Annotated in this window: 23 protein-coding genes and 1 riboswitch; of the genes, 5 read left to right on the top strand and 18 right to left on the bottom strand. The window is 35.9% G+C overall.

The window, feature by feature from the left end:
- Nucleotides 1–89: 89 nt before the first annotated feature.
- Complete coding sequence (locus D8M06_RS04260; protein ID WP_121203131.1) at nucleotides 90–404, bottom strand: DMT family transporter; 315 nt, start codon at nucleotides 402–404, stop codon at nucleotides 90–92.
- A complete protein-coding gene (locus D8M06_RS04265) occupies nucleotides 404–739 on the bottom strand; it encodes a DMT family transporter (protein WP_121203132.1) in 336 nt (111 codons plus the stop codon). The genes D8M06_RS04260 and D8M06_RS04265 overlap by 1 nt, the downstream gene beginning before the upstream one ends.
- A 141-nt stretch (nucleotides 740–880) precedes the next feature.
- Nucleotides 881–980: riboswitch (guanidine-I (ykkC/yxkD leader) on the bottom strand.
- Nucleotides 981–1,108: 128 nt separating this feature from the next.
- Between D8M06_RS04265 and D8M06_RS04270 the strand changes: the two genes are divergently transcribed.
- On the top strand, nucleotides 1,109–1,696 hold the full coding sequence (locus tag D8M06_RS04270; RefSeq protein ID WP_121203133.1) for a YitT family protein: 588 nt from the start codon (nucleotides 1,109–1,111) through the stop codon (nucleotides 1,694–1,696).
- A 38-nt stretch (nucleotides 1,697–1,734) separates the two neighbouring features.
- Here the strand turns inward: D8M06_RS04270 and D8M06_RS04275 are convergent, their stop codons facing one another.
- From D8M06_RS04275 to D8M06_RS20400, 6 genes are all read right to left on the bottom strand, one after another.
- On the bottom strand, nucleotides 1,735–2,496 hold the full coding sequence (locus D8M06_RS04275; protein ID WP_121203134.1) for a MerR family transcriptional regulator: 762 nt from the start codon (nucleotides 2,494–2,496) through the stop codon (nucleotides 1,735–1,737).
- 78 nt (nucleotides 2,497–2,574) lie between these two features.
- Nucleotides 2,575–4,116, bottom strand: a complete 1,542-nt coding sequence (locus D8M06_RS04280; protein WP_121203135.1) for a BCCT family transporter — start codon at nucleotides 4,114–4,116, stop codon at nucleotides 2,575–2,577.
- Nucleotides 4,117–4,848: 732 nt separating this feature from the next.
- The gene (locus D8M06_RS04285) at nucleotides 4,849–6,054 is read right to left on the bottom strand and encodes a C40 family peptidase (RefSeq protein ID WP_121203136.1); all 1,206 of its coding nucleotides are present in this window, start codon (nucleotides 6,052–6,054) and stop codon (nucleotides 4,849–4,851) included.
- 260 nt (nucleotides 6,055–6,314) lie between these two features.
- The gene (gene aceA, locus D8M06_RS04290; RefSeq protein ID WP_121203137.1) at nucleotides 6,315–7,592 is read right to left on the bottom strand and encodes an isocitrate lyase; all 1,278 of its coding nucleotides are present in this window, start codon (nucleotides 7,590–7,592) and stop codon (nucleotides 6,315–6,317) included.
- A 21-nt stretch (nucleotides 7,593–7,613) separates the two neighbouring features.
- On the bottom strand, nucleotides 7,614–9,209 hold the full coding sequence (aceB, locus tag D8M06_RS04295) for a malate synthase A (RefSeq protein ID WP_121203138.1): 1,596 nt from the start codon (nucleotides 9,207–9,209) through the stop codon (nucleotides 7,614–7,616).
- Nucleotides 9,210–9,256: 47 nt separating this feature from the next.
- Nucleotides 9,257–9,382: a hypothetical protein gene (locus D8M06_RS20400; RefSeq protein WP_421904191.1), complete on the bottom strand. Its 126-nt coding sequence runs from the start codon at nucleotides 9,380–9,382 to the stop codon at nucleotides 9,257–9,259.
- Between the two features lie 186 nt (nucleotides 9,383–9,568).
- Between D8M06_RS20400 and D8M06_RS04300 the strand changes: the two genes are divergently transcribed.
- Nucleotides 9,569–10,594, top strand: a complete 1,026-nt coding sequence (locus D8M06_RS04300) for an FUSC family protein (RefSeq protein WP_121203139.1) — start codon at nucleotides 9,569–9,571, stop codon at nucleotides 10,592–10,594.
- A 49-nt stretch (nucleotides 10,595–10,643) separates the two neighbouring features.
- Here D8M06_RS04300 and D8M06_RS04305 read toward each other — a convergent pair whose 3' ends face one another.
- The 9 genes from D8M06_RS04305 to D8M06_RS04345 form a co-directional block, all read right to left on the bottom strand.
- Entirely contained in the window at nucleotides 10,644–11,276 is a 633-nt protein-coding gene (locus D8M06_RS04305; RefSeq protein ID WP_121203140.1) for a response regulator, read from the bottom strand.
- A complete protein-coding gene (locus tag D8M06_RS04310) occupies nucleotides 11,269–12,312 on the bottom strand; it encodes a sensor histidine kinase (protein WP_121203141.1) in 1,044 nt (347 codons plus the stop codon). Before D8M06_RS04310 ends, D8M06_RS04305 begins: the two co-directional genes overlap by 8 nt.
- Nucleotides 12,309–13,037, bottom strand: a complete 729-nt coding sequence (gene liaF / locus D8M06_RS04315; protein ID WP_121203142.1) for a cell wall-active antibiotics response protein LiaF — start codon at nucleotides 13,035–13,037, stop codon at nucleotides 12,309–12,311. Before liaF ends, D8M06_RS04310 begins: the two co-directional genes overlap by 4 nt.
- A 306-nt stretch (nucleotides 13,038–13,343) precedes the next feature.
- The gene (locus tag D8M06_RS04320) at nucleotides 13,344–13,982 is read right to left on the bottom strand and encodes a PspA/IM30 family protein (RefSeq protein WP_121203143.1); all 639 of its coding nucleotides are present in this window, start codon (nucleotides 13,980–13,982) and stop codon (nucleotides 13,344–13,346) included.
- A gap of 21 nt (nucleotides 13,983–14,003) precedes the next feature.
- Nucleotides 14,004–14,354 carry a lmo0954 family membrane protein gene (locus D8M06_RS04325; RefSeq protein ID WP_121203144.1) on the bottom strand — a complete coding sequence of 117 codons (351 nt, stop codon included), beginning with the start codon at nucleotides 14,352–14,354 and terminating at the stop codon, nucleotides 14,004–14,006.
- Between the two features lie 297 nt (nucleotides 14,355–14,651).
- Nucleotides 14,652–15,266 carry a DedA family protein gene (locus D8M06_RS04330; RefSeq protein ID WP_121203145.1) on the bottom strand — a complete coding sequence of 205 codons (615 nt, stop codon included), beginning with the start codon at nucleotides 15,264–15,266 and terminating at the stop codon, nucleotides 14,652–14,654.
- A 125-nt stretch (nucleotides 15,267–15,391) separates the two neighbouring features.
- Nucleotides 15,392–16,384 (bottom strand): LLM class flavin-dependent oxidoreductase, encoded by a 993-nt coding sequence (locus D8M06_RS04335; RefSeq protein WP_121203146.1) that lies wholly within the window; start codon nucleotides 16,382–16,384, stop codon nucleotides 15,392–15,394.
- A gap of 62 nt (nucleotides 16,385–16,446) precedes the next feature.
- On the bottom strand, nucleotides 16,447–17,502 hold the full coding sequence (locus tag D8M06_RS04340; RefSeq protein WP_121203147.1) for a M42 family metallopeptidase: 1,056 nt from the start codon (nucleotides 17,500–17,502) through the stop codon (nucleotides 16,447–16,449).
- Between the two features lie 70 nt (nucleotides 17,503–17,572).
- Complete coding sequence (locus D8M06_RS04345) at nucleotides 17,573–18,157, bottom strand: DUF1836 domain-containing protein (protein WP_121203148.1); 585 nt, start codon at nucleotides 18,155–18,157, stop codon at nucleotides 17,573–17,575.
- A gap of 136 nt (nucleotides 18,158–18,293) precedes the next feature.
- On the opposite strand from D8M06_RS04345, the gene trhA reads away from it, so the two are divergent.
- Both trhA and D8M06_RS04355 read left to right on the top strand, forming a co-directional pair.
- Complete coding sequence (trhA, locus tag D8M06_RS04350) at nucleotides 18,294–18,941, top strand: PAQR family membrane homeostasis protein TrhA (protein WP_121203149.1); 648 nt, start codon at nucleotides 18,294–18,296, stop codon at nucleotides 18,939–18,941.
- A gap of 103 nt (nucleotides 18,942–19,044) precedes the next feature.
- Complete coding sequence (locus D8M06_RS04355; RefSeq protein ID WP_121203150.1) at nucleotides 19,045–19,506, top strand: hypothetical protein; 462 nt, start codon at nucleotides 19,045–19,047, stop codon at nucleotides 19,504–19,506.
- Nucleotides 19,507–19,556: 50 nt separating this feature from the next.
- Here D8M06_RS04355 and D8M06_RS04360 read toward each other — a convergent pair whose 3' ends face one another.
- On the bottom strand, nucleotides 19,557–20,495 hold the full coding sequence (locus D8M06_RS04360) for a hypothetical protein (RefSeq protein ID WP_121203151.1): 939 nt from the start codon (nucleotides 20,493–20,495) through the stop codon (nucleotides 19,557–19,559).
- Nucleotides 20,496–20,755: 260 nt separating this feature from the next.
- Between D8M06_RS04360 and D8M06_RS04365 the strand changes: the two genes are divergently transcribed.
- On the top strand, nucleotides 20,756–21,523 hold the full coding sequence (locus D8M06_RS04365) for an alpha/beta hydrolase (RefSeq protein ID WP_121203152.1): 768 nt from the start codon (nucleotides 20,756–20,758) through the stop codon (nucleotides 21,521–21,523).
- Nucleotides 21,524–21,535: the final 12 nt, after the last annotated feature.

Raw genomic sequence — 21,535 nt, forward strand, 5'->3', positions numbered from 1 at the left:
TGATTATATTTTTTTCGGGGTTTATGTTCTGTTATCGGGCTTCCTCGCTTTTATCTCAGCCTTCCCGGTCTTTTATCAGGATTATTCCTCTAACTAATCAATTTCAATCCGACAACAGCAGATATGATAAGCAATATAAAAAATAACCTCTTCCAATCTTTTGACTCTCCAAAAAATAACATCCCAACTAGTACACTTCCAGATGCACCAATTCCTGTCCAAACAGCATAAGCTGTCCCCATAGAAATAGTTTGCATGGATAGAGACAGAAATAGAAAGCTAATGATAAACCCTGCAAACAGTAAAACAAAGGACGCAAAATTTTTCTTCTTATTCACTTGATTTATCCCCATAACACCAGCGACTTCTCCAGCTCCAGCAATGATTAGCATGATCCAATCCATTAAGAACGCTCTCCTTCTGCCTCAGGCGTAATTACTTTTAATCCAATCACTCCGATTAATAGAACAAATATTAATAATAACTTCATCCATTGAAGTGGTTCTCCGAATACTACTATCTCCAGTAGAACCGTTCCAGCAGTACCCATCCCTGTAAAAACTGCGTATGTTGTTCCTACTGGCAACCTCCTTGATCCAATAATTAATAGATGCATACTCACATAAATGGCCAAAAGAGTTAACCCCCATGTCCACCAATTAAATGCATGATTTAATCCAACAACCCAGCCAATTTCAAATAAACCTGCAACAAATATAAGATTCCAATCTTTTTTCATACTTATTCTCCTTTTATTAGAACCTTGCTAAGACTTTTTGTCTCTAAAGCAAAAGTTGTACTAAACTCCATAATTTAGAAAACAGCCTATAGTTTAAAGCGAAATGAAAAAGCCCTGAGAAGATATCATTTTATCCTGATATCCTCCCGGGCTTTTGTCCCTCCGTGTACACGTATAACCGCGCGTTTTCTCTCGGACCTGACCAATTTGTATCAATTGCGGAACCCTAGAAAACATTCATTCAATTATCGATTATTATAAATGGAGAATTAATGATAGTCAAGCAAGAATTCCTTTGAAAACATGTCCTATATTTCACATCCAATCATACTATTTATAGTACGAGACTTGGACAAGGTGGAAACTACAATGTTAAAAAAAGGGGTAGCAATTATAATTGGCAGTACATTGGTGGCATTTGCGATTAACTTTTTTATCATAACAAATCATTTATTAGATGGTGGAATTATCGGGATCGGATTATTAGCTAAATATATTTTTGGTGTAAAACCAGGTTTAACGATTATTATCTTAAGCATACCTTTATATTTTATTGCTTATTTTTATAAACGTATATATTTTTATAACGGTATACATGGACTTCTAATTTCATCTTTTCTCATTGATTTATTTCAGCCTGTATCTCACTGGAATCCAGAAGGTGGTCCAATATTGGTCGGCGCCATAATCGGAGGGATATTAATAGGAACAGGTGTTGGTATTATGCTTTTAAATGACATAAGTACTGGAGGGTCTGAACTATTGGCGTTAATCATATCTAATATAACCTCCATCAATGCAGGACTTCTGATTTTCTTTATTGATTGCCTAGTTTTGCTCATAGGTTTTTTCTATATTCCTCCAGTTACTATTTTCTATTCTGCCTGTATGGTTTTAACCATTGGACTAACCACTTCAACCTTAATCAGAAATTTTCAGATAAAAAAATTGGAATAAGTGGTATGTTCAACAACCGCTTATTCCAGCCATTAATATTATTTTTTTCCTAGATAGATGAAAATGGCATCACGTAGAAATTTTGTTCCACCTTGAACAACCTTATCGTAATAAACTGAAAATCGTTCATCAGCTACATACATATCTGCCAGTCCCGCATGTGCTTCCTTTGAATAACTTGGCCATGAAAACATTAGCCATTCTTTATGCTTCTCAACAAGTTCCTGCGCTTCTTTAGATGAGGGGTCACCTGTTTCATACGCTCTTTTAAGTAAGGAAAATATCTCCTCCCCTACTTTCGTCATTGCCTGATAATCTTCTTCAGACAATCCCATCATCTTTGCATTGCTGGCATCAACTGTTTTATCCCCATATTTTTCTCTAATTTCTTTTCCATACTTTTGCTCATTTTCTTCCACTAGTTTTTGTTTAAAACCTTCAAACTTATCTTTATCTTTCATTGGTATTCCTCCTTCTTTGTTAATAATGGTCTTTTCGACTGTATCAATTATTTTGTCAAGACGGGATCTCTTCTTTTTAAGATTGAAAAAATGTTTCTTTAAAGCTTCTGTTTGCTGAAAATCTGGCTGATTGATTATCTGACTGATATCTTCCAAACTCACTTCCAATTCCCTATAGAATAAAATCTGCTGAAGCAAATCAACCTCTTTTTGTCCGTAAATACGATATCCCGATGAATTAATTCTTGCCGGCTTTAGTAAGCCAATTTGATCATAGTAGCGAAGTGTTCGACCGCTTACTCCTGATATTTTTGCTAATTGATTTACGGTGTATTCCATAGTCACCCTCCTGACAATTACTATCCTAAACCTTTACGCTACGTCAAGGTCAAGAGGAAAAAATAAGCAGCCAAAGGTTTATCCTTTAGCTGCCTCTTCTTCATTTTCCTCTTTCTTGTTATTGGCTTTATATCGTCTATAATCTTTGGTTAATATTCTCCAAATGGATAGGACCATAATTAAAAGTATAACCGTAAATGGTAACGCTGACGTTAAAGATGCCGTCTGCAATGCATTTAAACCACCAGCAATCAACAAGACAACAGCAATAGCTGTAATGAGTGTTCCCCAAATCAATTTCACCATTAAGGTTGGATTTAATGAACCTTTAGAGGTCATACTACCCAAAATGTACGTAGCTGAGTCTGCTGACGTTACTAGGAAGGTAAAAATTAATAATATAGACAGAATGGATAAAATTGTCGTAAGTGGTACCACTTCAAATGTTTCAAACAAGGCTACCGTAACATCATTATTTACTGCATCAGCAATCTGTGTACCATTGAATAAATCACTATATAGAGCGGTTCCACCAAAAGTAGCAATCCATAAACACGCAATAGCCGGTGGAACAACAAGGACGCCGAATACAAATTCACGAATCGTTCTCCCTCTTGAAACTCTAGCAACAAACGCACCTACAAATGGAGACCAAGCAATTCCCCATGCCCAATAAAATATCGTCCAATCCTGAACCCAATTTTCTCCACTATAAGGTGTTAACCGTAAGCTATACTGCAGGAAATTCGTAATGTAGTCCCCTAAGGCCAATACAAAAGTATCTAAAATAAAAACAGTTGGTCCTGCAAAAAACACAAACACCATTAAAACAAGTGCCAGCCCTAGATTTATATTACTTAACCATTTGATTCCCTTATTTAGCCCTGTACTTGATGATGCCATGTACGCCACCAGCATGACAAGGGCAATAGCAATTTGCACCCACATTGAATTTGGTATATTGGCTACGGCATTTAACCCGCCATTCATCTGCATAATTCCCAAACCCAATGTTGTTGCAACACCCATCACGGTTGCAATAACTGCTAAGGAATCAACCGTGTTGCCAGCAATTTTATTTTTTCCTATCACTGGTTCTATTGCAACGGAAATTAGACCTTTTTTATCTTTTTTAAATTGTAAATAAGCAATGACTAAACCTACAATTGCAAAAACAGACCATTGACTAATTCCCCAGTGAAAGAAAGAATAACTCATTGCTTCTCTAGCTGCTTCTGGAGTAAGTGCCTCTAACTCAGGAAAAGGCGTAGAAAAGAAGTGACTCATTGGTTCAGCAACGCCATAGAATACGATGGAAATTCCGAAACCTGCTGAAAACAACATTCCTATCCAAGTAAAAAACGGAAAATCTGGTCTGGATTCCTGAGGACCAAGCCGAATCTTTCCATACTTACTTGCAGACAATATTATCAAAAATAACGTAATAATAAAAACAGCTAATAAGTAAAACCAGCCAAAATTGTTCGTTGTAAAATTAAATAAGGACTCTGCAACAGTTCCAAATCTTTTTGGAAATATTGCTCCAATTATAACTAGTAATCCAACTATAATAGATGATACATAAAAAACTGGATTTTGATATGCACTCTTTTTTTTCATAACAGTTCCTTTCTGTAGATGTATTCTATCTCTGGAGTATGTAATTGTAATCGCTTATTAACAAATGAGTTTCTGCAACAATTATTTTCCCCGTTAACGATTATACTAAACATTTTCTACAGATGAAAATGTTTCAACAGAAATTTTACTTTTCGTATGACTCTTCACAAAGAAATTGACACTGCGGTTACACTACTAATGAATAGATTTTTGCTGTTTATGTGTATTTTTGTATAGACTGTTGATATCTTTAATTCAAAATAGTGTTAGCTCCCGCTCACACTTATGTTTGAGGTGTGCGATTATTCGCTCCGGCATAATACTCGCGGTTCGCGGGCACGGCCTCAGCCTCCTCGCGGAAAGCGGAGTGTATTTCCGTAGCGATGTTAACGAATCGCTCCATTAGTTATTTATTTTTAGTTAAATAGATCAACAATTTCCATCAACATCGACAAAGTTAAAAAGTAACGATATTTACTCACTATAATGACGAACCATTATATGAATGGTAGTTTTGTGTTTTTTAATTTGTTTACTAATTACTTTGCTATGTCCGAAAAAAGATTAATGTACATTTTCTTATGCGAGGCTAAATTGTTACTATGACAAAAGCACAGCACCTAGATTTAGAATCGCAATAAAAATGCAAAAAAATCCGAACGGTACTATTATAGTAAAGTTCGGATTTTACATAACTAAAACATTTGTTTCAGCCTTTATCTATTATTCTATTTATCTTACACGACGTACATGCCCTGCAAAATGATCTTTCCAATAACCGCTTGACATATTAGCAACTGCTAAACCAGTAGAGTTTTGTGCACCAATAAATTTACCTCCACCTAGGTAGATACCAACATGTCCATTTGTTTTATAAGTGTTAAAGAAAACTAAGTCTCCTGGTTGCGCATTACTATATGATACTTTTGTTCCAGTAGATTGTAATCCTGCTGTACTAGATGGAATGGAAATTCCAGCTTGAGAAAAGGCCCATGAAACAAATCCAGAACAGTCAAATCCACTTGGAGATTTACCAGCCCAAACATATGGAGTACCTAAGTGATTAAATCCAGCGTTAACAGCTGTTTGAATATTGCCACTTCCACTAGATTTGCTCAAAGTTGTAAGACTACCACCATCAGAAGATTTTGAAGCAGTATTTGAGCTTGAACTTGCTACTTGCGTCTCATTCGCAGGAACAACGGCTGGAGCCTTTAAGCTTTGTTCTAAAGAAGCAAGTTGACTATCTTCTATTTGTAAGTCTTCTTTCATGGTTACTAATCGTTGTTTTTTATCATCTAACGAACCCATTTTTTCTTCGGTCTGTGCTTTTTGCTCTTTAATTGTTGCTACCATACCTTCAAGTTCAACTTTCATAGCAGTCAGTTCTTCTAGTTCTTCTTCCAAGTTTGCTTGCTTTTCTTCCACTAATTGTTTATCAGCTTCTTGTGATTTAATTAAGTTTTGATCAGATTCTGTTATTTTGCTGACTGCAGTTACTCGACTAATAAAATCGCCAAAACTTTTTGATCCAAAAATAACTTCTAAATAACTCACATTACCGCCATTTTGTTGATACGATTGTACACGTTCTTTTAAGATATCATATCGTTTTTCAATAGCAGCTTCTAATTCTGCAATTTCTGATTCTAACGCGTTTATTTCTTCTTCTGTTGCAGCTATATCAGCTTCTGTTTGATCCATCATTTTCTGGTTTTCTTTCAGAGCATTATTGGTCTTTTCAATTTCTTTTTCTAAATCATTGATTTCGATTAGGACATCTGCAATTTTATTTTCTGCATCTGATAACTTGTCCTTAATTTCTTCACGTTCAGCTTGTACTTCTTCTATCGTTTGTGCATGAATTGAATCTACAAACATCGGCCCTGTAAACCCAATAACTGCAACTGCAGATAAAGCTATTACTGTCTTTTTCATTACCTTATTCCTCGCTTCCCAACTTTGCGGTTTGTATTATGTATTCGCTATCTATTAAACTGTCTTTCCTATATGATATATTCATTTTTACCTAGTCCAAATGTCACTCGACAATTTGTAGTATAACATGTAATAATTTCACACATATTATAGTTATATTACAATTATATTTCAAAACCGACATTTTTCGCCATAAACCAGTAAAAAAAGCGCCATGCTCTCTTTACAAGAACTGGCGCTTTTTTACAAATTTTATCTAATTAACTAGTAAACTGTGCTTCTTCGGTTGAACCCTTCAATGCAGTTGTAGAAGATGTACCGCCGGAAACAACTTGTGCTACTTCATCAAAGTAACCTGTTCCAACTTCTCGTTGGTGACGAGTTGCAGAATAACCATATTTTTCACTTGCAAATTCTGCTTGCTGTAACTCAGAGTATGCAGCCATTCCTTCATCCTTATATTTTCTAGCAAGCTCGAACATACTGTGATTTAGTGCATGGAAACCAGCCAATGTTACAAACTGGAATTTATATCCCATTTCACCTAATTCTTTTTGGAAATTAGCAATTTCCTCTTCAGAAAGCTTCTGTTTCCAGTTAAATGAAGGTGAACAATTATATGCAAGCAATTTGTTTGGATATTTTTCATGAATGGCATCAGCAAACTTTCTTGCTTCATCAATATCTGGTTCTGAAGTTTCACACCAGATTAAGTCAGCATATGGTGCATAAGCAAGTCCTCGAGCTATTGCCTGATCAATTCCAGATTTTGTACGATAGAAACCTTCTGTTGTACGTTCTCCAGTTATAAAATCTGCATCATACGGATCAACATCACTTGTAATTAAGTCTGCAGCATTTGCATCTGTACGAGCTATAATAACAGTTGGCGTTCCCATTACGTCTGCAGCAAACCTTGCTGCAATCAGATTTTTCACTGCTGTTTGTGTTGGTAGCAACACTTTTCCACCTAAATGTCCACATTTTTTCTCAGAAGATAATTGGTCTTCAAAATGCACACCGGAAGCACCTGATTCAATCATAGATTTCATCAATTCAAAAACATTCAACTGACCACCAAATCCAGCCTCTGCATCAGCAACGATTGGCACAAACCAGTCAATTTCTTCATTACCTTCAGAAAAATGAACTTGATCTGCACGTTGTAAAGCTTGATTAATACGTTTTACAACGCTTGGTACACTATTCGCCGGATATAAACTTTGGTCGGGATACATTTGACCTGCCAAGTTAGCATCAGCAGCAACTTGCCACCCACTAAGATAAATAGCCTTTAGGCCCGCTTTAACCTGTTGAACTGCTTGATTACCAGTCAATGCCCCAAGAGCGTTTATATATTCTTCTCCATTAATTGATTCCCATAACTTATTAGCACCTCTTGTAGCAAGCGTATACTCGATATCAATGGAACCTCTTAAACGAATAACATCCTCCGCTGTATATGGACGCTCTACTCCCATCCAGCGCTTATTATTATCCCACTCTTGTTTTAATACTTCCACACGATTAATTCCCATTTTCATGTCCCCCTCTAAATTTTAGTTATTATCCTTTAATAAACTTTCATAAGCTGGTAGTGTTAAAAACTCAGTAAATTGATCCTGACTAATTAAGTCCCTGAAAATCTCTGCTGCCCTCAAATAATTACCATTACTAAACATATCATTTCCAACGTTATCTTTAATTTTGTCTAATTCTTCTTCTATTAAAGTCTCCACTAAACCTAAGTTAATTTCTGTTCTATCATTGATAATTCCCTTCGGATGACGGATCCATTGCCATACCTGTGCTCTTGAAATTTCTGCTGTTGCGGCATCTTCCATTAAATTATTTAATGGAACAGCACCCATTCCACTTAACCAAGCTGCTGTGTACTGTATTCCAACATTTATATTGGTACGTAAACCGATCTCGGTAATATCACCTTTCGGAACTTCTACTAAGTCTTCCGCAGTGACATTTATATCATCACGTTTGTTAAAGATTTGATTTGGAGTTGACATTCCTTTATCAAATACTTCTTTGACAAGCTGCACCATCCCTGGGTGAGCAACCCACGTTCCATCATGACCATCCCTTACTTCTCTTTCTTTATCCGCCTGCACTTTTTTAAATGCAACTTCATTAGCTTTATCATCATTTTTAACAGGGATTTGTGCAGCCATTCCTCCAATTGCCGGTGCATTCCGTTTATGGCATGTTTGAATCGCTAATAAGGAATAAGACCTCATAAAAGGAACTTCCATCGTCACTACCGAGCGATCCGGCAAAATAACATCTGGGTGATTCTGAAACTTTTTAATGTAGCTGAAAATATAATCCCAACGTCCGCAGTTCAAGCCTGCAGAGTGGTCTCGTAATTCGTATAAAATCTCATCCATCTCGAATGCAGCTGTAATTGTTTCTATTAAAACAGTTGCTTTTATTGTTCCCTGAGGAATACCGATTTCGTTTTGTGCAAATATAAAAACATCATTCCACAATCTTGCCTCTAAGTGGTTTTCTAATTTTGGTAAATAGAAATATGGTCCCGTTCCACGACGTATTAATTCCTTTGCATTATGATATAAATAAAGTCCAAAATCTACTAAACTACCAGACATCGGTTTTCCAGCAACCGTAATATTCTTCTCTTCCAGATGCCAGCCTCTTGGACGAACAATTAGTACAGCTGTATCCTCATTTAATTTGTATTCTTTTCCGTTGGGAGCCTGAAAATCAATCTGTCTTCGAATTGCATCTTTTAAATTTATCTGTCCTTGCATCTCATTTTCCCAAGTTGGTGACGTTGCATCCTCGAAATCTGCCATAAATGTTTTTGCACCAGAATTCAATGCATTTATTATCATTTTCCGATCAACCGGTCCTGTAATCTCTACTCGCCGATCCTGTAAATCCTTTGGTATCTGTTCAACCGTCCAATCACTTTCTCGAATCGATTGTGTTTCAGAAAGAAAGTCCAGTTTCTTTCCTTCATTTAATTCTTGCTGTTTTTCTTTCCGTAATTCTAACAAGTTTTTCCTTCTATCGTTAAAATGAAGATGTAATTTTTCTAAAAACTCTAATGCACCAGGTGTTAGTATTTCCTCGAAACGTTGGTTGCCATTTATTTGTATCTCCGAATTTTTCAACATGGTACAGCCCTCCTCTGTTATACTATAGACAGATATTATTACATTTGTTATATAACATGTAGTGCAAAAAAATTAGTCTTCTCTTTTAGAAAGACAATAATCACATTCCATTGTAAAACTTCTAGCATCCACTTCTTTTCCACATTCTGGGCAATTAATTGTTTCCATTCCATACACTCCTTTTAAACTTTTATATAACAGTTATTTGTTATTTGTTATTTGTTATAATACAGAGTTTATTCTATTTATCTGAAAAATGCAACCCTTTTTTTAAAAATATTTGAAAAAAATTTTAGATTGTAAGAGAATAGGGATGGACAAAGTATTCGTAGATGTACTTTATATGGAGTTGACTAAAGTTGAAAAGATTTAGGTTCATTGGAAGCCGTATTGTAAAAACAGGGGTTTCCGTTTTTTTTACAGCATTAATTTGTAATTTAATAGGTTGGCCACCAGTTTTTGCCGTTATTACAGCAATTGTTACTGTGGAGCCTACTGTGTCTGATTCCATCAAAAAGGGGATCATTCGATTTCCAGCATCTGCAATTGGTTCCGCTTATGCTGTCTTATTTATTTCTTTATTCGGAAATTCTGCCATAACCTATACATTAGCTGCAGTGTTGACAATTACAACCTGTTACAAGTTGAACCTGCATGCAGGTTTACTCGTAGCAACTTTAACTGCTGTTGCAATGATAGAGGTTATTCACAGCAATTTTCTCGTTTCTTTTTTCATACGTTTAGGTACCACAACTATTGGCCTCGGTGTTTCAACTATTGTAAATATGTTTATCTTACCACCCGATTACCGAAAAGATATAAGAAAACATGTACAGCATATTGCAAATCAAACAAGTACTGTACTGGAAATACTTTTCCGAAATATACTAGAAAAGCAGGAGTTTGCAGCTGGAGAGAAAGAAATGCTTAGAAATTTGAAGAATGAGATTCTAAAAACGGAGACGCTCAGTAGATTCCAGCGTGATGAGGCAAAATACCACCCGCTAGCCAAAAGCGAAAAGACTAAATTCTTGCATATTCAAGAACAACTAAATTGTTTACGATTAATACATGATCACATCGATAACCTTGTTTATACACCTTTAGAAAAACTAGCGTGGACAAAAGAAGAAAGAAATATTATCATAACTGCAGTTAAAGAACTGGCAATTATACTTCAAAACCCTTTAAGCTATGATGAAGAGAGGCAGCACAAGCAACAACATGAAATTATGGAGATATTCTGGGAAGATAATAAAGAGATAACAAAAAGTACCAAAGCACATCCCACAAAATTCCCGCCCGAATTAATCCTCTTGTATGAACTAATATCTATATATGAGCTTGTTGATCAATATTTTAAAATCCAGGAAATGCAAAAATAGTATAAAATTACAGATAGTGAGTGGTACTCGCTTTTCAAAGTACCCCCCACTATTCTACTAACCCGTGTTTAAATGCATAGATTACAGCTTGCGTTCTATCCTGCACTTCAAGCTTTCCTAATATGTTGCTGACATGAACTTTCACCGTTTTCAGTGCTATAAATAATTCATCGGCAATTTCCTGATTAGATTTCCCCTGTGCAATTTGTAAAAGAATCTCCATTTCTCTTTCTGTTAACTGTTGATATAATTCCACCTCGGGTTTTTTCCTCATTTTTGACATAATTTTCCCGGTAACTTCAGGTTCAAGGACAGGTTGACCGTTAAATGTCGAACGTATTGCCTTAGCAATTTCCTCTGCTTTAGAAGTCTTTAGCATGTAACTAGTTGCACCAGCTTCTAATGCAGGATAAACTTTTTCATCATCTAAGAAGCTTGTTACTATAATAATTTTCGCTTCTGGCCATTGACTTATAATCTGCTTCGTAGCTTCAATACCATCCATTTCTTTCATGACAAGATCCATCAGTATAATATCTGGCTTTAATTCTAAGGCAAACTTAACTGCTGGTGCGCCATCATCGGCTTCTGCTACCACCTCAATATCCGATTGTGCAGAAAGATAAGACGAAACACCGATTCGAACCATTTCATGATCATCCGCAAACAATACTCTAATCATCCCTTTTACCATCCTTTCCTAATACAGGTACTTTAACTTCTAATCTGGTACCCTCTTTAGGTAAACTAATTATTTTAAATGTACCACCAATTTCATACGCTCGCTCGCGCATATTGGAAAGTCCATAGGAACCAGTTTTCACTTTTTTCATATCAAAACCCACACCATTATCGACAACACGTAAAATAATCGTTTCATCCCGTTCGATTAACATCACTTGAAGTGTAGTTGCTTTTGCATGACGTAATGTATTAGACAGAGATTCCTGTAGAATACGAAATAGCTGATCTTCTACACCTTTATCAATCGAGAATTCTTCTACTTTTTGTATAATCTCCATTGGAACTTTCTGTGTAAGTTCATAGAGTAATTCTGCTATTCCTTCCTGCAATGACTTACCCTTTAAAGCAACAGGTCGTAAATGCAAAAGTAATGCACGCATTTCCAATTGGGACTGGTGTATCATTTTTTCAACCATTTTCAGTTGTTTCTGGTTGGGGTTATCTTTGGGTGAATTTGCTTCTGTAATAGCTGACATCATCATGGATGCTGCAAATAATTGCTGACTAACTGAATCGTGCAATTCCCTTGCCAATCGATTTCGTTCCTGCTCAACAATTTCCTGAAGGCTCTTCTCCCTCTCTTCCGCTCGCTCGGTTGCTAAGCGCTGGGATAATTCAGCCTGTTTATTTAATTTATTCTGTAACTCTTGAATTCGCTGGAGAATACCTTCCAATTCTCGATAATTTTCCTCATCAGCAGATAGTTTTTGCCCCTTTACTATCTCCCCTAATTTACGATCAATATGATAAATTCGCTGTTTCCAGTAAATACCGATAGAAAAACCAACTACGATACCGATCGCAATCACTATACCAAGCATCCAAATAAGATAGGAAACATTTCCAAACTCTTGTTTCCAAATCATTGTCCAATCACTAAGTGGAAAAAATAAAAAAGTAATCCCAAGAAGCATCAATGCAAGTATGATAGAAAACATAACGGATGTAAGTACATGCCGAAGTAAGATATTCATATCCGCTTCACCTCAATATCGCCCGAAAATACAGAGGTGATTATCTTCACTCTCGGAAAGGAAGTATCATATTTTTCTGTTTGGTACAACAAGGATTTATTCATCAATTTCCAATGGTGCTTTCCGAAGATGTGGGCTCTTCCAAAAACTGAACTATGATGAATGCTGACCTCCACTTCATAAGGTACATAAACCTCAATTTTCCCCATAAAATGTCGAATCGATATAACTGCAGTATCATTGGGTAATACCGTATTACTTAAATCGATTATTTTATTCCCAAATAAACCATGAATATTAACATCCCGCCAGCCATATGCTGTCTCACCTGTTTGCTGATCTTCAAACCATCGATGATCAAATAATGGTTCCATCTCCATCATTATTTCTTGATTAACCTCTGAACCAGGAAGGGAAGGTGAAAGATATTCTTCTTCCTTTTTCTTTTTTGAGTAATCAATAACAAAGAGGACCAGTGCTGCTACAATGAGGAATCGAACAGCCAAAACATTTAAGACAGAAAAAATAAAACTAATCAGGAAAATCCAAAATAGGATTTTCCCCCATAGTTTTTGAAAATTTTTCCATCCAATATACACAAATACAGACGAAATTAATACTTGAATTAACGAACCACCGTAAAAGAAAATAATTTCAAAGATTAGGAGGATAACGCCAATGATCAATATCCAGTTAAATGTATCTGTCTGAAATCGCTTGAACATAAATTACCCTCCCTTTATCATGTAAGGCTTTTTACTAAAAGATTGTTGCTTTTTAACACATTTTATATAGACTGTTGATAACTTTAATTAAGAATACTGCTATATATCCGCTACGGAAGGCAACTGCCCGGAGCGGAAATCAACAACGCACTTATTGGAGTAAAGTAACAAAAAAATATTGAATCAAGTATTTCTATCAAATGTACAACTTCAAAAAGCAACAAATAATACGAAAAGAGCCTTATGTAAATACAGACGCTAATCACGCCTGTATTATATCATGATTATTTATATTTCTGCACTTGATTATGACTCGATGTTTTCTTTTTCGTTTAGTTGCTTTTCCAATTTCGCAATCTTGCTGTCAAATGTGCTACGGTAGTATGAACTGTTCACTTTATACTCTAAACCTTCAATGTAACGTTCCATCTCAGCAAACTTAGAAAAAGGCTTATCTGCCACTTCATCCATTACACGATTTACCTGATGATTGGCGTGGGCGATATTTTCACGGCCCATTAGTTCCATTCTTCTAAGATGCATGTCCTTTAATCGATGCTTCATTTCTTCATATTTTTGTTCAAGATTCTCAAGCTGTTCCAATGCTTCCTTACGAGATACTTCCATACGATTTGCGCGCCCTTGATATTCTTCATGCTCTTTCATTGCAAACTGATAAAGTTCTTCTTCTCCAGCTTTTTCAGCCACTTTTGCTTGTTTCAACCGTTTGTCAGCAGAATCTTGGGCTTTCAGTTGTTCTTTCGTAAATTCATCCTTTAGCTTATACTGACGTTCAATAAGTCTGCGTACCTTCTCTTTTTCCTGTTCCGCTTGTCTTAAATACTGATTTAATGCTTTGATTGGATTCTTTTGTTCCTTCTTATCTAAAACATCATGTAAATCTGCCTCAATGGAATCTTTCATACGAGTAAAAATATTTGCCATTATAATCCGCTCCTTTAAATTTTATTTGTTAAGTTCTGCCCATTCACGCTCGAAGTTTGTAAATGGATCGTCATCTTCCATTACATGTACCATTGGGTCATCTTCCTTATTCCAGTTCTTGTAAATGAGGTAAAGTGCATATGCTGCAGCTAAACCAATCACGGCATATATATTGGAAAATGCGATACTTGCAATGAATAGGCCAAGAATTATCCAGCCAACTTTTCCAGCTGTCGAATCACTCCTTACAAACTTTTTGAAAATGACATATAGCAACCATAAGCTAAGTCCTAGTAAAACCATTGGACCAAGGTTAGCTAATAAAATAATTAAGGCTACAAGGCCTCCAACAAATAACATAAACTTTTTCATGTTACTCACTCCTTTCTTTATCTTGATTCCATCATACCGAGAATTTTTGATTTTCATAATGAGCCTGAGAAATATTTCACGATAGGTCTTAAGGCTTAATGGAGCTAATCCCTATGTTATGAGTGAAAGTGAGGGTGTTGAACGAACATAAAGAACAAAAAAACGCTTAGATTGAGAACAATCAAAGCGTTTTAAGATGGTCACAAGGTTAAGTGGGCACTTTGGCCATTAATTTATTAAAGTATTAATGTCGGATGTGATACCAGAACCCAAGAGCGGACGAGGAACCGTTAACTTCTACTTTCTCTTTTTCTTTTTCTTTCTAACATACCAAACAATAAATACAACAAATAATATGCCTAATATAACTTCAACAACACTCGAATACACATCCATATATTCTAAAACAGCTTCCCAATTCTCTCCAAGCACTACGCCTATCATTATAAGAACAATATTCCAAATTAATGTACCAATCGTAGTAAATACCAAGAATAGGATAAAATTCATATTTGACATGCCAGCAGGAATGGAAATAAGGCTTCTGACCACAGGAACCATTCTACAGAATAATACTGTCCAATATCCATATTGATCAAACCAAGCATCTGCTCGATGTATATCTTCTTTTTTCACTCTCAAAATATATCCCCATTTATCTACTATTTTCTCCATTTGCTCAACATCAATCATTGTACCAAGTCCGAATAAGATAATGGCTCCAATGATGGAACCTGCTGTTGCCACGATGACGACTCCAATGACATGCAAATCCGAATTAATTGTCAGAAATCCTCCAAATGGAAGGACAATTTCAGACGGAATTGGGGGAAATAAATTTTCTAAAGCCATCATTAAGAAGACACCTATATAGCCAAACTGTTCCATCATTTCTATAATCCATTCCTGCATAGCTTGTCCCTCCTTGTTACAAAGCTCACTGCCGTTACATAATATATTATCAGTTTCCATTTATTATGAACCACAGAAAAAAGAAAGCTGCCTTCTTATCTCAAAGCTGCTTTCCCTCTATTAAGTCACAACAAGCCAAACTCTTGCGCAAGTAATTCATAGGATTTCTTTCTTGCCTCATAACTGTGCGTTATTGTTAATATCATTAACTCATCTACTTGATACGCTTTCCCCAGTTTTTCCAATTGTTTACGAACTTCTCTAGGATCTCCGATAATTTGATGCTGTCTCATTTTTTCGAGCTTCCCTTTTTCTTCCTCAGTATAGGAATAGTTAAGTGCATCTTTCACAGAAGGTACGCCAGTTTTACCTTCCCCTTTATCCTGCAAAATTTTCCAAAACAAATGACTCATCGCTAACTTTTCAGCTTCTTCTTTCGTTTCAGCGCACACAACAGAAACCGTAACAAAAGCTTTTGCTCCTGTTCTACCAGTGTAATTTTCATAATAACTTTTCACGATTTCCGGTCCATTCTGATTACTCATAAAATGACCAAACACATATGGCAAACCTTTTTCGGCTGCCAGAATAGCACTTTTTTCGCTTGTCCCTAACAACCAAGGAACTGGTGCAAAATCAGGAACAGGAGTTGGTGATACCTTCGAGAACATGTGATCTTCTGGAAAATCCTTATGTAAAAAATGCACAAGATCATCGATTAGTTCTGGATAATTTCGTACCTTTTCTAAAAAGTTCCCCGCAAGCGCAATAGATGTTTCTGCTGATCCCCCAGGTGCTCTTCCTATACCTAAGTCTATCCTATCAGGATAGAGAGTTGCCAGCTCATTGTAACGCTCTGCAACGTTATAGGGTTTATAGTTAGGAAGCAGCACTGCTCCTGATCCAATACGAATATTTCTTGTCTGTAAACCGATAATGCCAAGCAATATGTCTGGTGCAGGCGATGCTAAACCATCTAAATCATGATGTTCTGCTACCCAATAACGAGTAAAACTGAGTTTATCAGCAAGTTTTGCAAGTTCTATAGTAGCTTCCAATGCTTCTTTAGGTGTTTTCCCGTTCGATATCGGAGCTTGATCTAAAATACTAAGTTTCACTTCATATCACTTCCTTCTGGTTATATAAAAAGAACCTACCAAAACTGGTAAGTCCATTAACATTAGATAGTAACCATCTTAGATTGAACATAATGATAGAGCAAATTCTCTGTATGTTCCAGAGATTCCTCATGCGTGCGTTCAAATGCATGAGAAGAATCAATTCCTGGGCCGACTAATCCATGAACAATATCATGCCCCGAACGAATGGCAGCAGAAGCATCTGAACCGTAATATGGATAGATATCTAGCTTATAGCCAATACTATTTTTTTCAGCAATTTCAACAAGGTTTTTCCGCAATTCAAAATGATATGGCCCACTAGCATCTTTCACGCAAATAGAAACCGTGTACTCATCGGTGGATTGTCCATCCCCCATTGCGCCCATATCCACTGCTAAATATTCTACCGTTTCCGGGGTTATGTTAGAGTTACCTCCATAGCCAATTTCCTCGTTATTGGAAATGAGAAAATGAGTTGTATATGGTAAGGTCAGATTCTCTTCCTTGATACGTTTAATAAGCTGCAGAAGAATACCAACACTAGCTTTATCATCCAGATGACGAGATTTAATGAAACCATTGTCCGTTAACTCTACACGTGGATCAAAGGAAACAAAATCTCCAACTTCGATTCCTAATTTACGAATGTCATCCGCATTTTTTACTTTTGCATCAATACGAACTTCCATATTTTCTTGGTTTCGTTTCGCATCCCCTGCATCTTTATAAACATGTACGGAAGTTTGACGCATCAAAATCGTTCCAGTAAAGGTTTTTCCGCTTGTTGTATGTATTTCGCAGTACTCTCCTTCAATCGAGTTATACCGGAACCCTCCGATTAAGTCTAGACGAAGGCGCCCATTGCTTTTTACTTCCTTCACCATGGCACCTAATGTATCTACATGCGCTGTCAGCATTCGGTGTTGATCCTTATTTTCGCCTGGTAACGTCGCAATCAAACCACCTTTACGATTGCGTTTTGTTTCCACATTTCGTTCTTGTAAAAAGTCATCTACAAATTGAATTACTTTTCCAGTATTCCCGGATGGGCTTGGAATAGATACTAGTTGTTTAATTAATTCTTTTGTTTCTTTTACATTCGGATAAATACTCAAATTCTTACCCCTCTCTAGTGAATTCTTACTAATTTTATCTCTAATTGTTTACACAAACAACTATACCGCTCTACTTTTCATTTGATGATGGAGGATTATCCGCAATTTCATCCACTATTTTCTCTGCAGCTTTTCGATATAAATTACCCATATGAGTAAAGGAAGCAATTAAAAGTAACTGTTCCATATATTGATTATCTTCATCATCAGGTACCTCTGCAGCTACTTCTTGATTAATTTGTAAGACATTTTCTGCAAAATGTTCCACATTCCTCTTACTTAGGGTTTCATAGCTTTTATATAAATTTTCCAGTTCAAATTCTTCTTCCACAACTTTTGAATTCAGCCTCGTTAGTGACTTCTTAATATCGTTTATCGATAAAGCACTCTTTAATTGATAAATCAAACTAATCAGCATGATATGTTCTTTTGTATATCTCTTGTTCTTTACAGGGAAAAATAACTTCCCTTTTGCATAGTTATTAATCATTGTCTTAGTCAATACTTTGTCATGTTCATTACGCTTGGTTGATTCATATTTACTTTCAAATAGCTGAATTACTTGATCCATATATAAATCAATCTCAGGAATGTCTTCGGTTGTTAAGTTTGTATCTAGATTCAATTCCTTTATTAATTCTCGAATGTTCTCCATTATAAAAACTCCAATTATATTTTTCTCTATTATACGATATAGCGCATCTCAAGTAAATGTTGACTACATATCAACATACATGTATGATTGTTATATAGTTTCTGAAACTACATGACGAAGTAAAGGGTGATTAATTTTGAATACGTACATTCGTGAACCAATAAATGCTTGGACACATTTCATTGGCGCCATTTTAGCACTGATTGGCTTGGTTGCACTAATAGTCAAAGCCGCAGCAACAACAAACTCTATTTTAGTAATATCTGCTGTTATCATTTTCGGAGTGAGCATGATTTTATTGTATTCGGCATCAGCCACATATCATATGGTCATTGCCCGAGACAGGGTTATCGCATTTCTTAGGAAAATTGATCACTCGATGATTTTTGTTCTGATAGCTGGAACTTATACCCCCTTTTGTTTAATTTCACTTCAGGGAACACTTGGATGGGTCTTGTTTTTCGTAGTAAATGGTCTAGCATTGCTTGGGGTAAGCTTCAAGCTAACTTGGTTCCATTCCCCTCGATGGATATCTACTGCCATTTATCTAGGAATGGGCTGGCTTGTCATATTCTTTACCGGTGAATTAGCTCCAGTATTAGGTGCGGGGGGAATGACTTTCTTAATTTTAGGTGGGGCATTTTATACTATCGGTGGAGTCATTTATGGATTTAAACCGAAATTTCTACAATTTCAGAAATGGGGATTTCATGAGATTTTCCATATTTTTATTATGTTTGGAAGCCTCTTCCACTTTATTTGTATCTATGCTTATGTATTATAAAAATGTCGAGGAAACGCTTGGAGATTCAAAGCGTTTCTTTTTTTGTATAAAAATAGGTATCTTCCAAATAATAAGTATGATGTTAAATTTTAGGAGGAGTCCTATGAAGAAGATAATCTTATTATGTCTGCTATTTTTTATGTTAACTGGATTCGAACAAGCAGATCAATTAAAAATTACAAACGTAGAGACAACAATCATTCAAACGAATCAGGAATTACGTTATGACTTTACCATTGAAAATACTGGAGAAAAACCAATAGAAAGCGATTTTGACTACCCGGGATACCATCCTTTTGGCATTGAACTTGCAGTAAAACCAAACGAAAATTTAGCTAATCTGATGAAAATGGTACAAGATACAAAATATAAAAAGATGATACCTTTAGGTAGTGGAAGTTCTGGCTATTTCCCACCTGGCGAAGATGCTAGTTTTCATGTATCGTATCAAATAAAAGATGATGCAGAATTGGAAAAAGTGAAAAAACATGCGCTTGACTCCACTTTGCTTATTTTAGATGGAGTGGACATTTCTGCAGAATTCCTTTTACATAAGGTTCCTTAATGACAATTCGTATTCTTGCTATAGTGTCCACTCCCCACTTTTCCCGCACATCAGTAATTCTCAATTAAATGCTGCTGTGCGTTCTCTATCCGTTCTAATTGCACTTCTTTTTCCTTCATTTCATCTTTTAAGTTTCTGATAATTCTCTCCACCTCTGACTTTTTGCTTTGTACCTGATCTCGAGATTCATTAATTTTGTTCTGTACCATATAATCCACAAAAATACCATCCAAGAAAAAGTCGGCAAATTTTAACATGCCAGTGATATCAATATGGATATCTAGTTCTTCTTGCACATCTAGTAATTCTTTTTGGAAGTAGCGCATACTTGTTTGCGCTCTATGAATAGCTGCAGTTGCTTCATCAATACTGCCATGTTTAGCAAGTCCTGATATCATTCCTCCACCAAACATATCTAATGTTCCCCAATTAGCTGCACTATCTAACGAAGACAATGCACTCTCTAAATCATAAGTGACGCGGTTACCTGCTGTTATTGCTTCCTCCAATTCCAGTAAGTATGCTTTTACATCACCTTCCTCTTCACTTAATTCATATAATTTAGATGCTTGAGAGGAATTACTATGTTTGATCATACGCTCTTTTTCATCAAACAATTGCTGATAGCTTTGTTCGATATTATCTAATTTCTCCAGTTCATATTGTATATCTTTTAAAGACTGTTCTAGCTCCTTTTTTGTTTTCTTCGCTTCCTCCAGTTCCACCTGCACTGCTACTACTTCCTGCTTCTCTTTTTCTATCTTCTCGTCTTTATTTCCGAATAAAGAATGAAATAGTCCAGAAATACTCGTTCCCTCTAATTTTTCTACATCCTTTTTTTCTTCTTTAAGCTGATTGGTTAAATCCGAGATGAATTTTTCTACATCTGCTAGTTCATTTTCATAATCACTCTTTTGCATTTCCCATTTATTCTTTCTTCGTAAGTCAGATTTCACTTGTATAAGTTGTTCTCGTATTCTATTTGCCATCCATTATTCCCCCTATATCTCGTAGTACGAAAATACTCCTAAAAAAGTTTCAATTTATCCTTTACACTACTTAAAAATTTATTATAATAGGGGAGGACTTTCAAGTTACGCACAAACCTGAGATATAGTTAAGTTATAAGTCTAACAAATTAATTAAGGACATCTTTACAAAAGAGCCTAATTCAAAGTAAAATGGTGAAATTAATTAGAATAATAAATAGAAATATATATGGAAAAAATAATATAAAGGAGTGGATTAAATGGTAGGAAAAGCCCCCGTAATCTTCGGAGCAGAAAAATTTAGGATCAAAGGAAATGAGATTGGTATTCTTATATCCCATGGATTCATGGGTACCCCGCAGAGCGTACGATATCTTGGTGAACGACTTGCACAGAACGGCTATTCCATTTCGGCTCCCAGATTACTGGGGCATGGAACACATTATAAAGATTTAGAAAAGTGTACACACCAAGATTGGTTTGAATCACTGGAAGAAAGGTACAAGGAACTAAAGCAACAATGTAGAGAAGTGTTTGTAATCGGACAATCCATGGGTGGCACATTATCGCTCTGGCTTGCAAATAAATATCCAGAAATAAAAGGCGTCATATTAATTAATCCTGCTTTAACACTCCCTGCATTTGAAAAATTAAGAAAGAAAACAAGGCCAAGGTTTATTAATAATGGAAAGCCTGATATTAAAGCAAAAGATACTTATGAGCTCGCTTATAGCAGAGTCCCCATTAAGTCTATTCATGAATTACAAGACTTAATGGATAAAACACCAGCTATATTACCGGAGATATCTAGCCCTATTCTAGCAATGAAGTCTACAGAAGATCATGTCGTACCACCAGAAAATACAGATTATATCCTGGAAAATGTTAACTCTAAAGAAAAACAACTTGTGGTTTTACAGGACTCTTACCATGTTGCAACATTGGATAATGATAAGGATCAGATTGTTGCTGAAAGTCATCAATTTGTACAACAGCTAATAGGAGCTGGCTCCATATCCGTGAAATAGTTATTAAATAGG

Source organism: Oceanobacillus halophilus (assembly GCF_003628505.1).
In the GTDB taxonomy this organism is placed as follows: domain Bacteria; phylum Bacillota; class Bacilli; order Bacillales; family Amphibacillaceae; genus Oceanobacillus; species Oceanobacillus halophilus.

Excerpts from the sequence above, each read along its gene's own strand:
- D8M06_RS04260 (WP_121203131.1), bottom strand. The coding sequence starts at position 404 with ATGGATTGGATCATGCTAATCATTGCTGGAGCTGGAGAAGTCGCTGGT.
- D8M06_RS04355 (WP_121203150.1), top strand. The coding sequence starts at position 19,045 with ATGAAGAAGATAATCTTATTATGTCTGCTATTTTTTATGTTAACTGGA.
- D8M06_RS04305 (WP_121203140.1), bottom strand. The coding sequence starts at position 11,276 with ATGATTAGAGTATTGTTTGCGGATGATCATGAAATGGTTCGAATCGGT.
- D8M06_RS04310 (WP_121203141.1), bottom strand. The coding sequence starts at position 12,312 with ATGAATATCTTACTTCGGCATGTACTTACATCCGTTATGTTTTCTATC.
- D8M06_RS04270 (WP_121203133.1), top strand. The coding sequence starts at position 1,109 with ATGTTAAAAAAAGGGGTAGCAATTATAATTGGCAGTACATTGGTGGCA.
- D8M06_RS04330 (WP_121203145.1), bottom strand. The coding sequence starts at position 15,266 with ATGCAGGAATGGATTATAGAAATGATGGAACAGTTTGGCTATATAGGT.
- D8M06_RS04320 (WP_121203143.1), bottom strand. The coding sequence starts at position 13,982 with ATGGCAAATATTTTTACTCGTATGAAAGATTCCATTGAGGCAGATTTA.
- aceA (WP_121203137.1), bottom strand. The coding sequence starts at position 7,592 with ATGGGAATTAATCGTGTGGAAGTATTAAAACAAGAGTGGGATAATAAT.
- D8M06_RS04345 (WP_121203148.1), bottom strand. The coding sequence starts at position 18,157 with ATGGAGAACATTCGAGAATTAATAAAGGAATTGAATCTAGATACAAAC.
- D8M06_RS04280 (WP_121203135.1), bottom strand. The coding sequence starts at position 4,116 with ATGAAAAAAAAGAGTGCATATCAAAATCCAGTTTTTTATGTATCATCT.
- D8M06_RS04265 (WP_121203132.1), bottom strand. The coding sequence starts at position 739 with ATGAAAAAAGATTGGAATCTTATATTTGTTGCAGGTTTATTTGAAATT.
- D8M06_RS04365 (WP_121203152.1), top strand. The coding sequence starts at position 20,756 with ATGGTAGGAAAAGCCCCCGTAATCTTCGGAGCAGAAAAATTTAGGATC.
- D8M06_RS20400 (WP_421904191.1), bottom strand. The coding sequence starts at position 9,382 with ATGGAATGGAAACAATTAATTGCCCAGAATGTGGAAAAGAAGTGGATG.
- D8M06_RS04360 (WP_121203151.1), bottom strand. The coding sequence starts at position 20,495 with ATGGCAAATAGAATACGAGAACAACTTATACAAGTGAAATCTGACTTA.
- D8M06_RS04275 (WP_121203134.1), bottom strand. The coding sequence starts at position 2,496 with ATGGAATACACCGTAAATCAATTAGCAAAAATATCAGGAGTAAGCGGT.
- D8M06_RS04325 (WP_121203144.1), bottom strand. The coding sequence starts at position 14,354 with ATGAAAAAGTTTATGTTATTTGTTGGAGGCCTTGTAGCCTTAATTATT.
- liaF (WP_121203142.1), bottom strand. The coding sequence starts at position 13,037 with ATGTTCAAGCGATTTCAGACAGATACATTTAACTGGATATTGATCATT.
- D8M06_RS04285 (WP_121203136.1), bottom strand. The coding sequence starts at position 6,054 with ATGAAAAAGACAGTAATAGCTTTATCTGCAGTTGCAGTTATTGGGTTT.
- aceB (WP_121203138.1), bottom strand. The coding sequence starts at position 9,209 with ATGTTGAAAAATTCGGAGATACAAATAAATGGCAACCAACGTTTCGAG.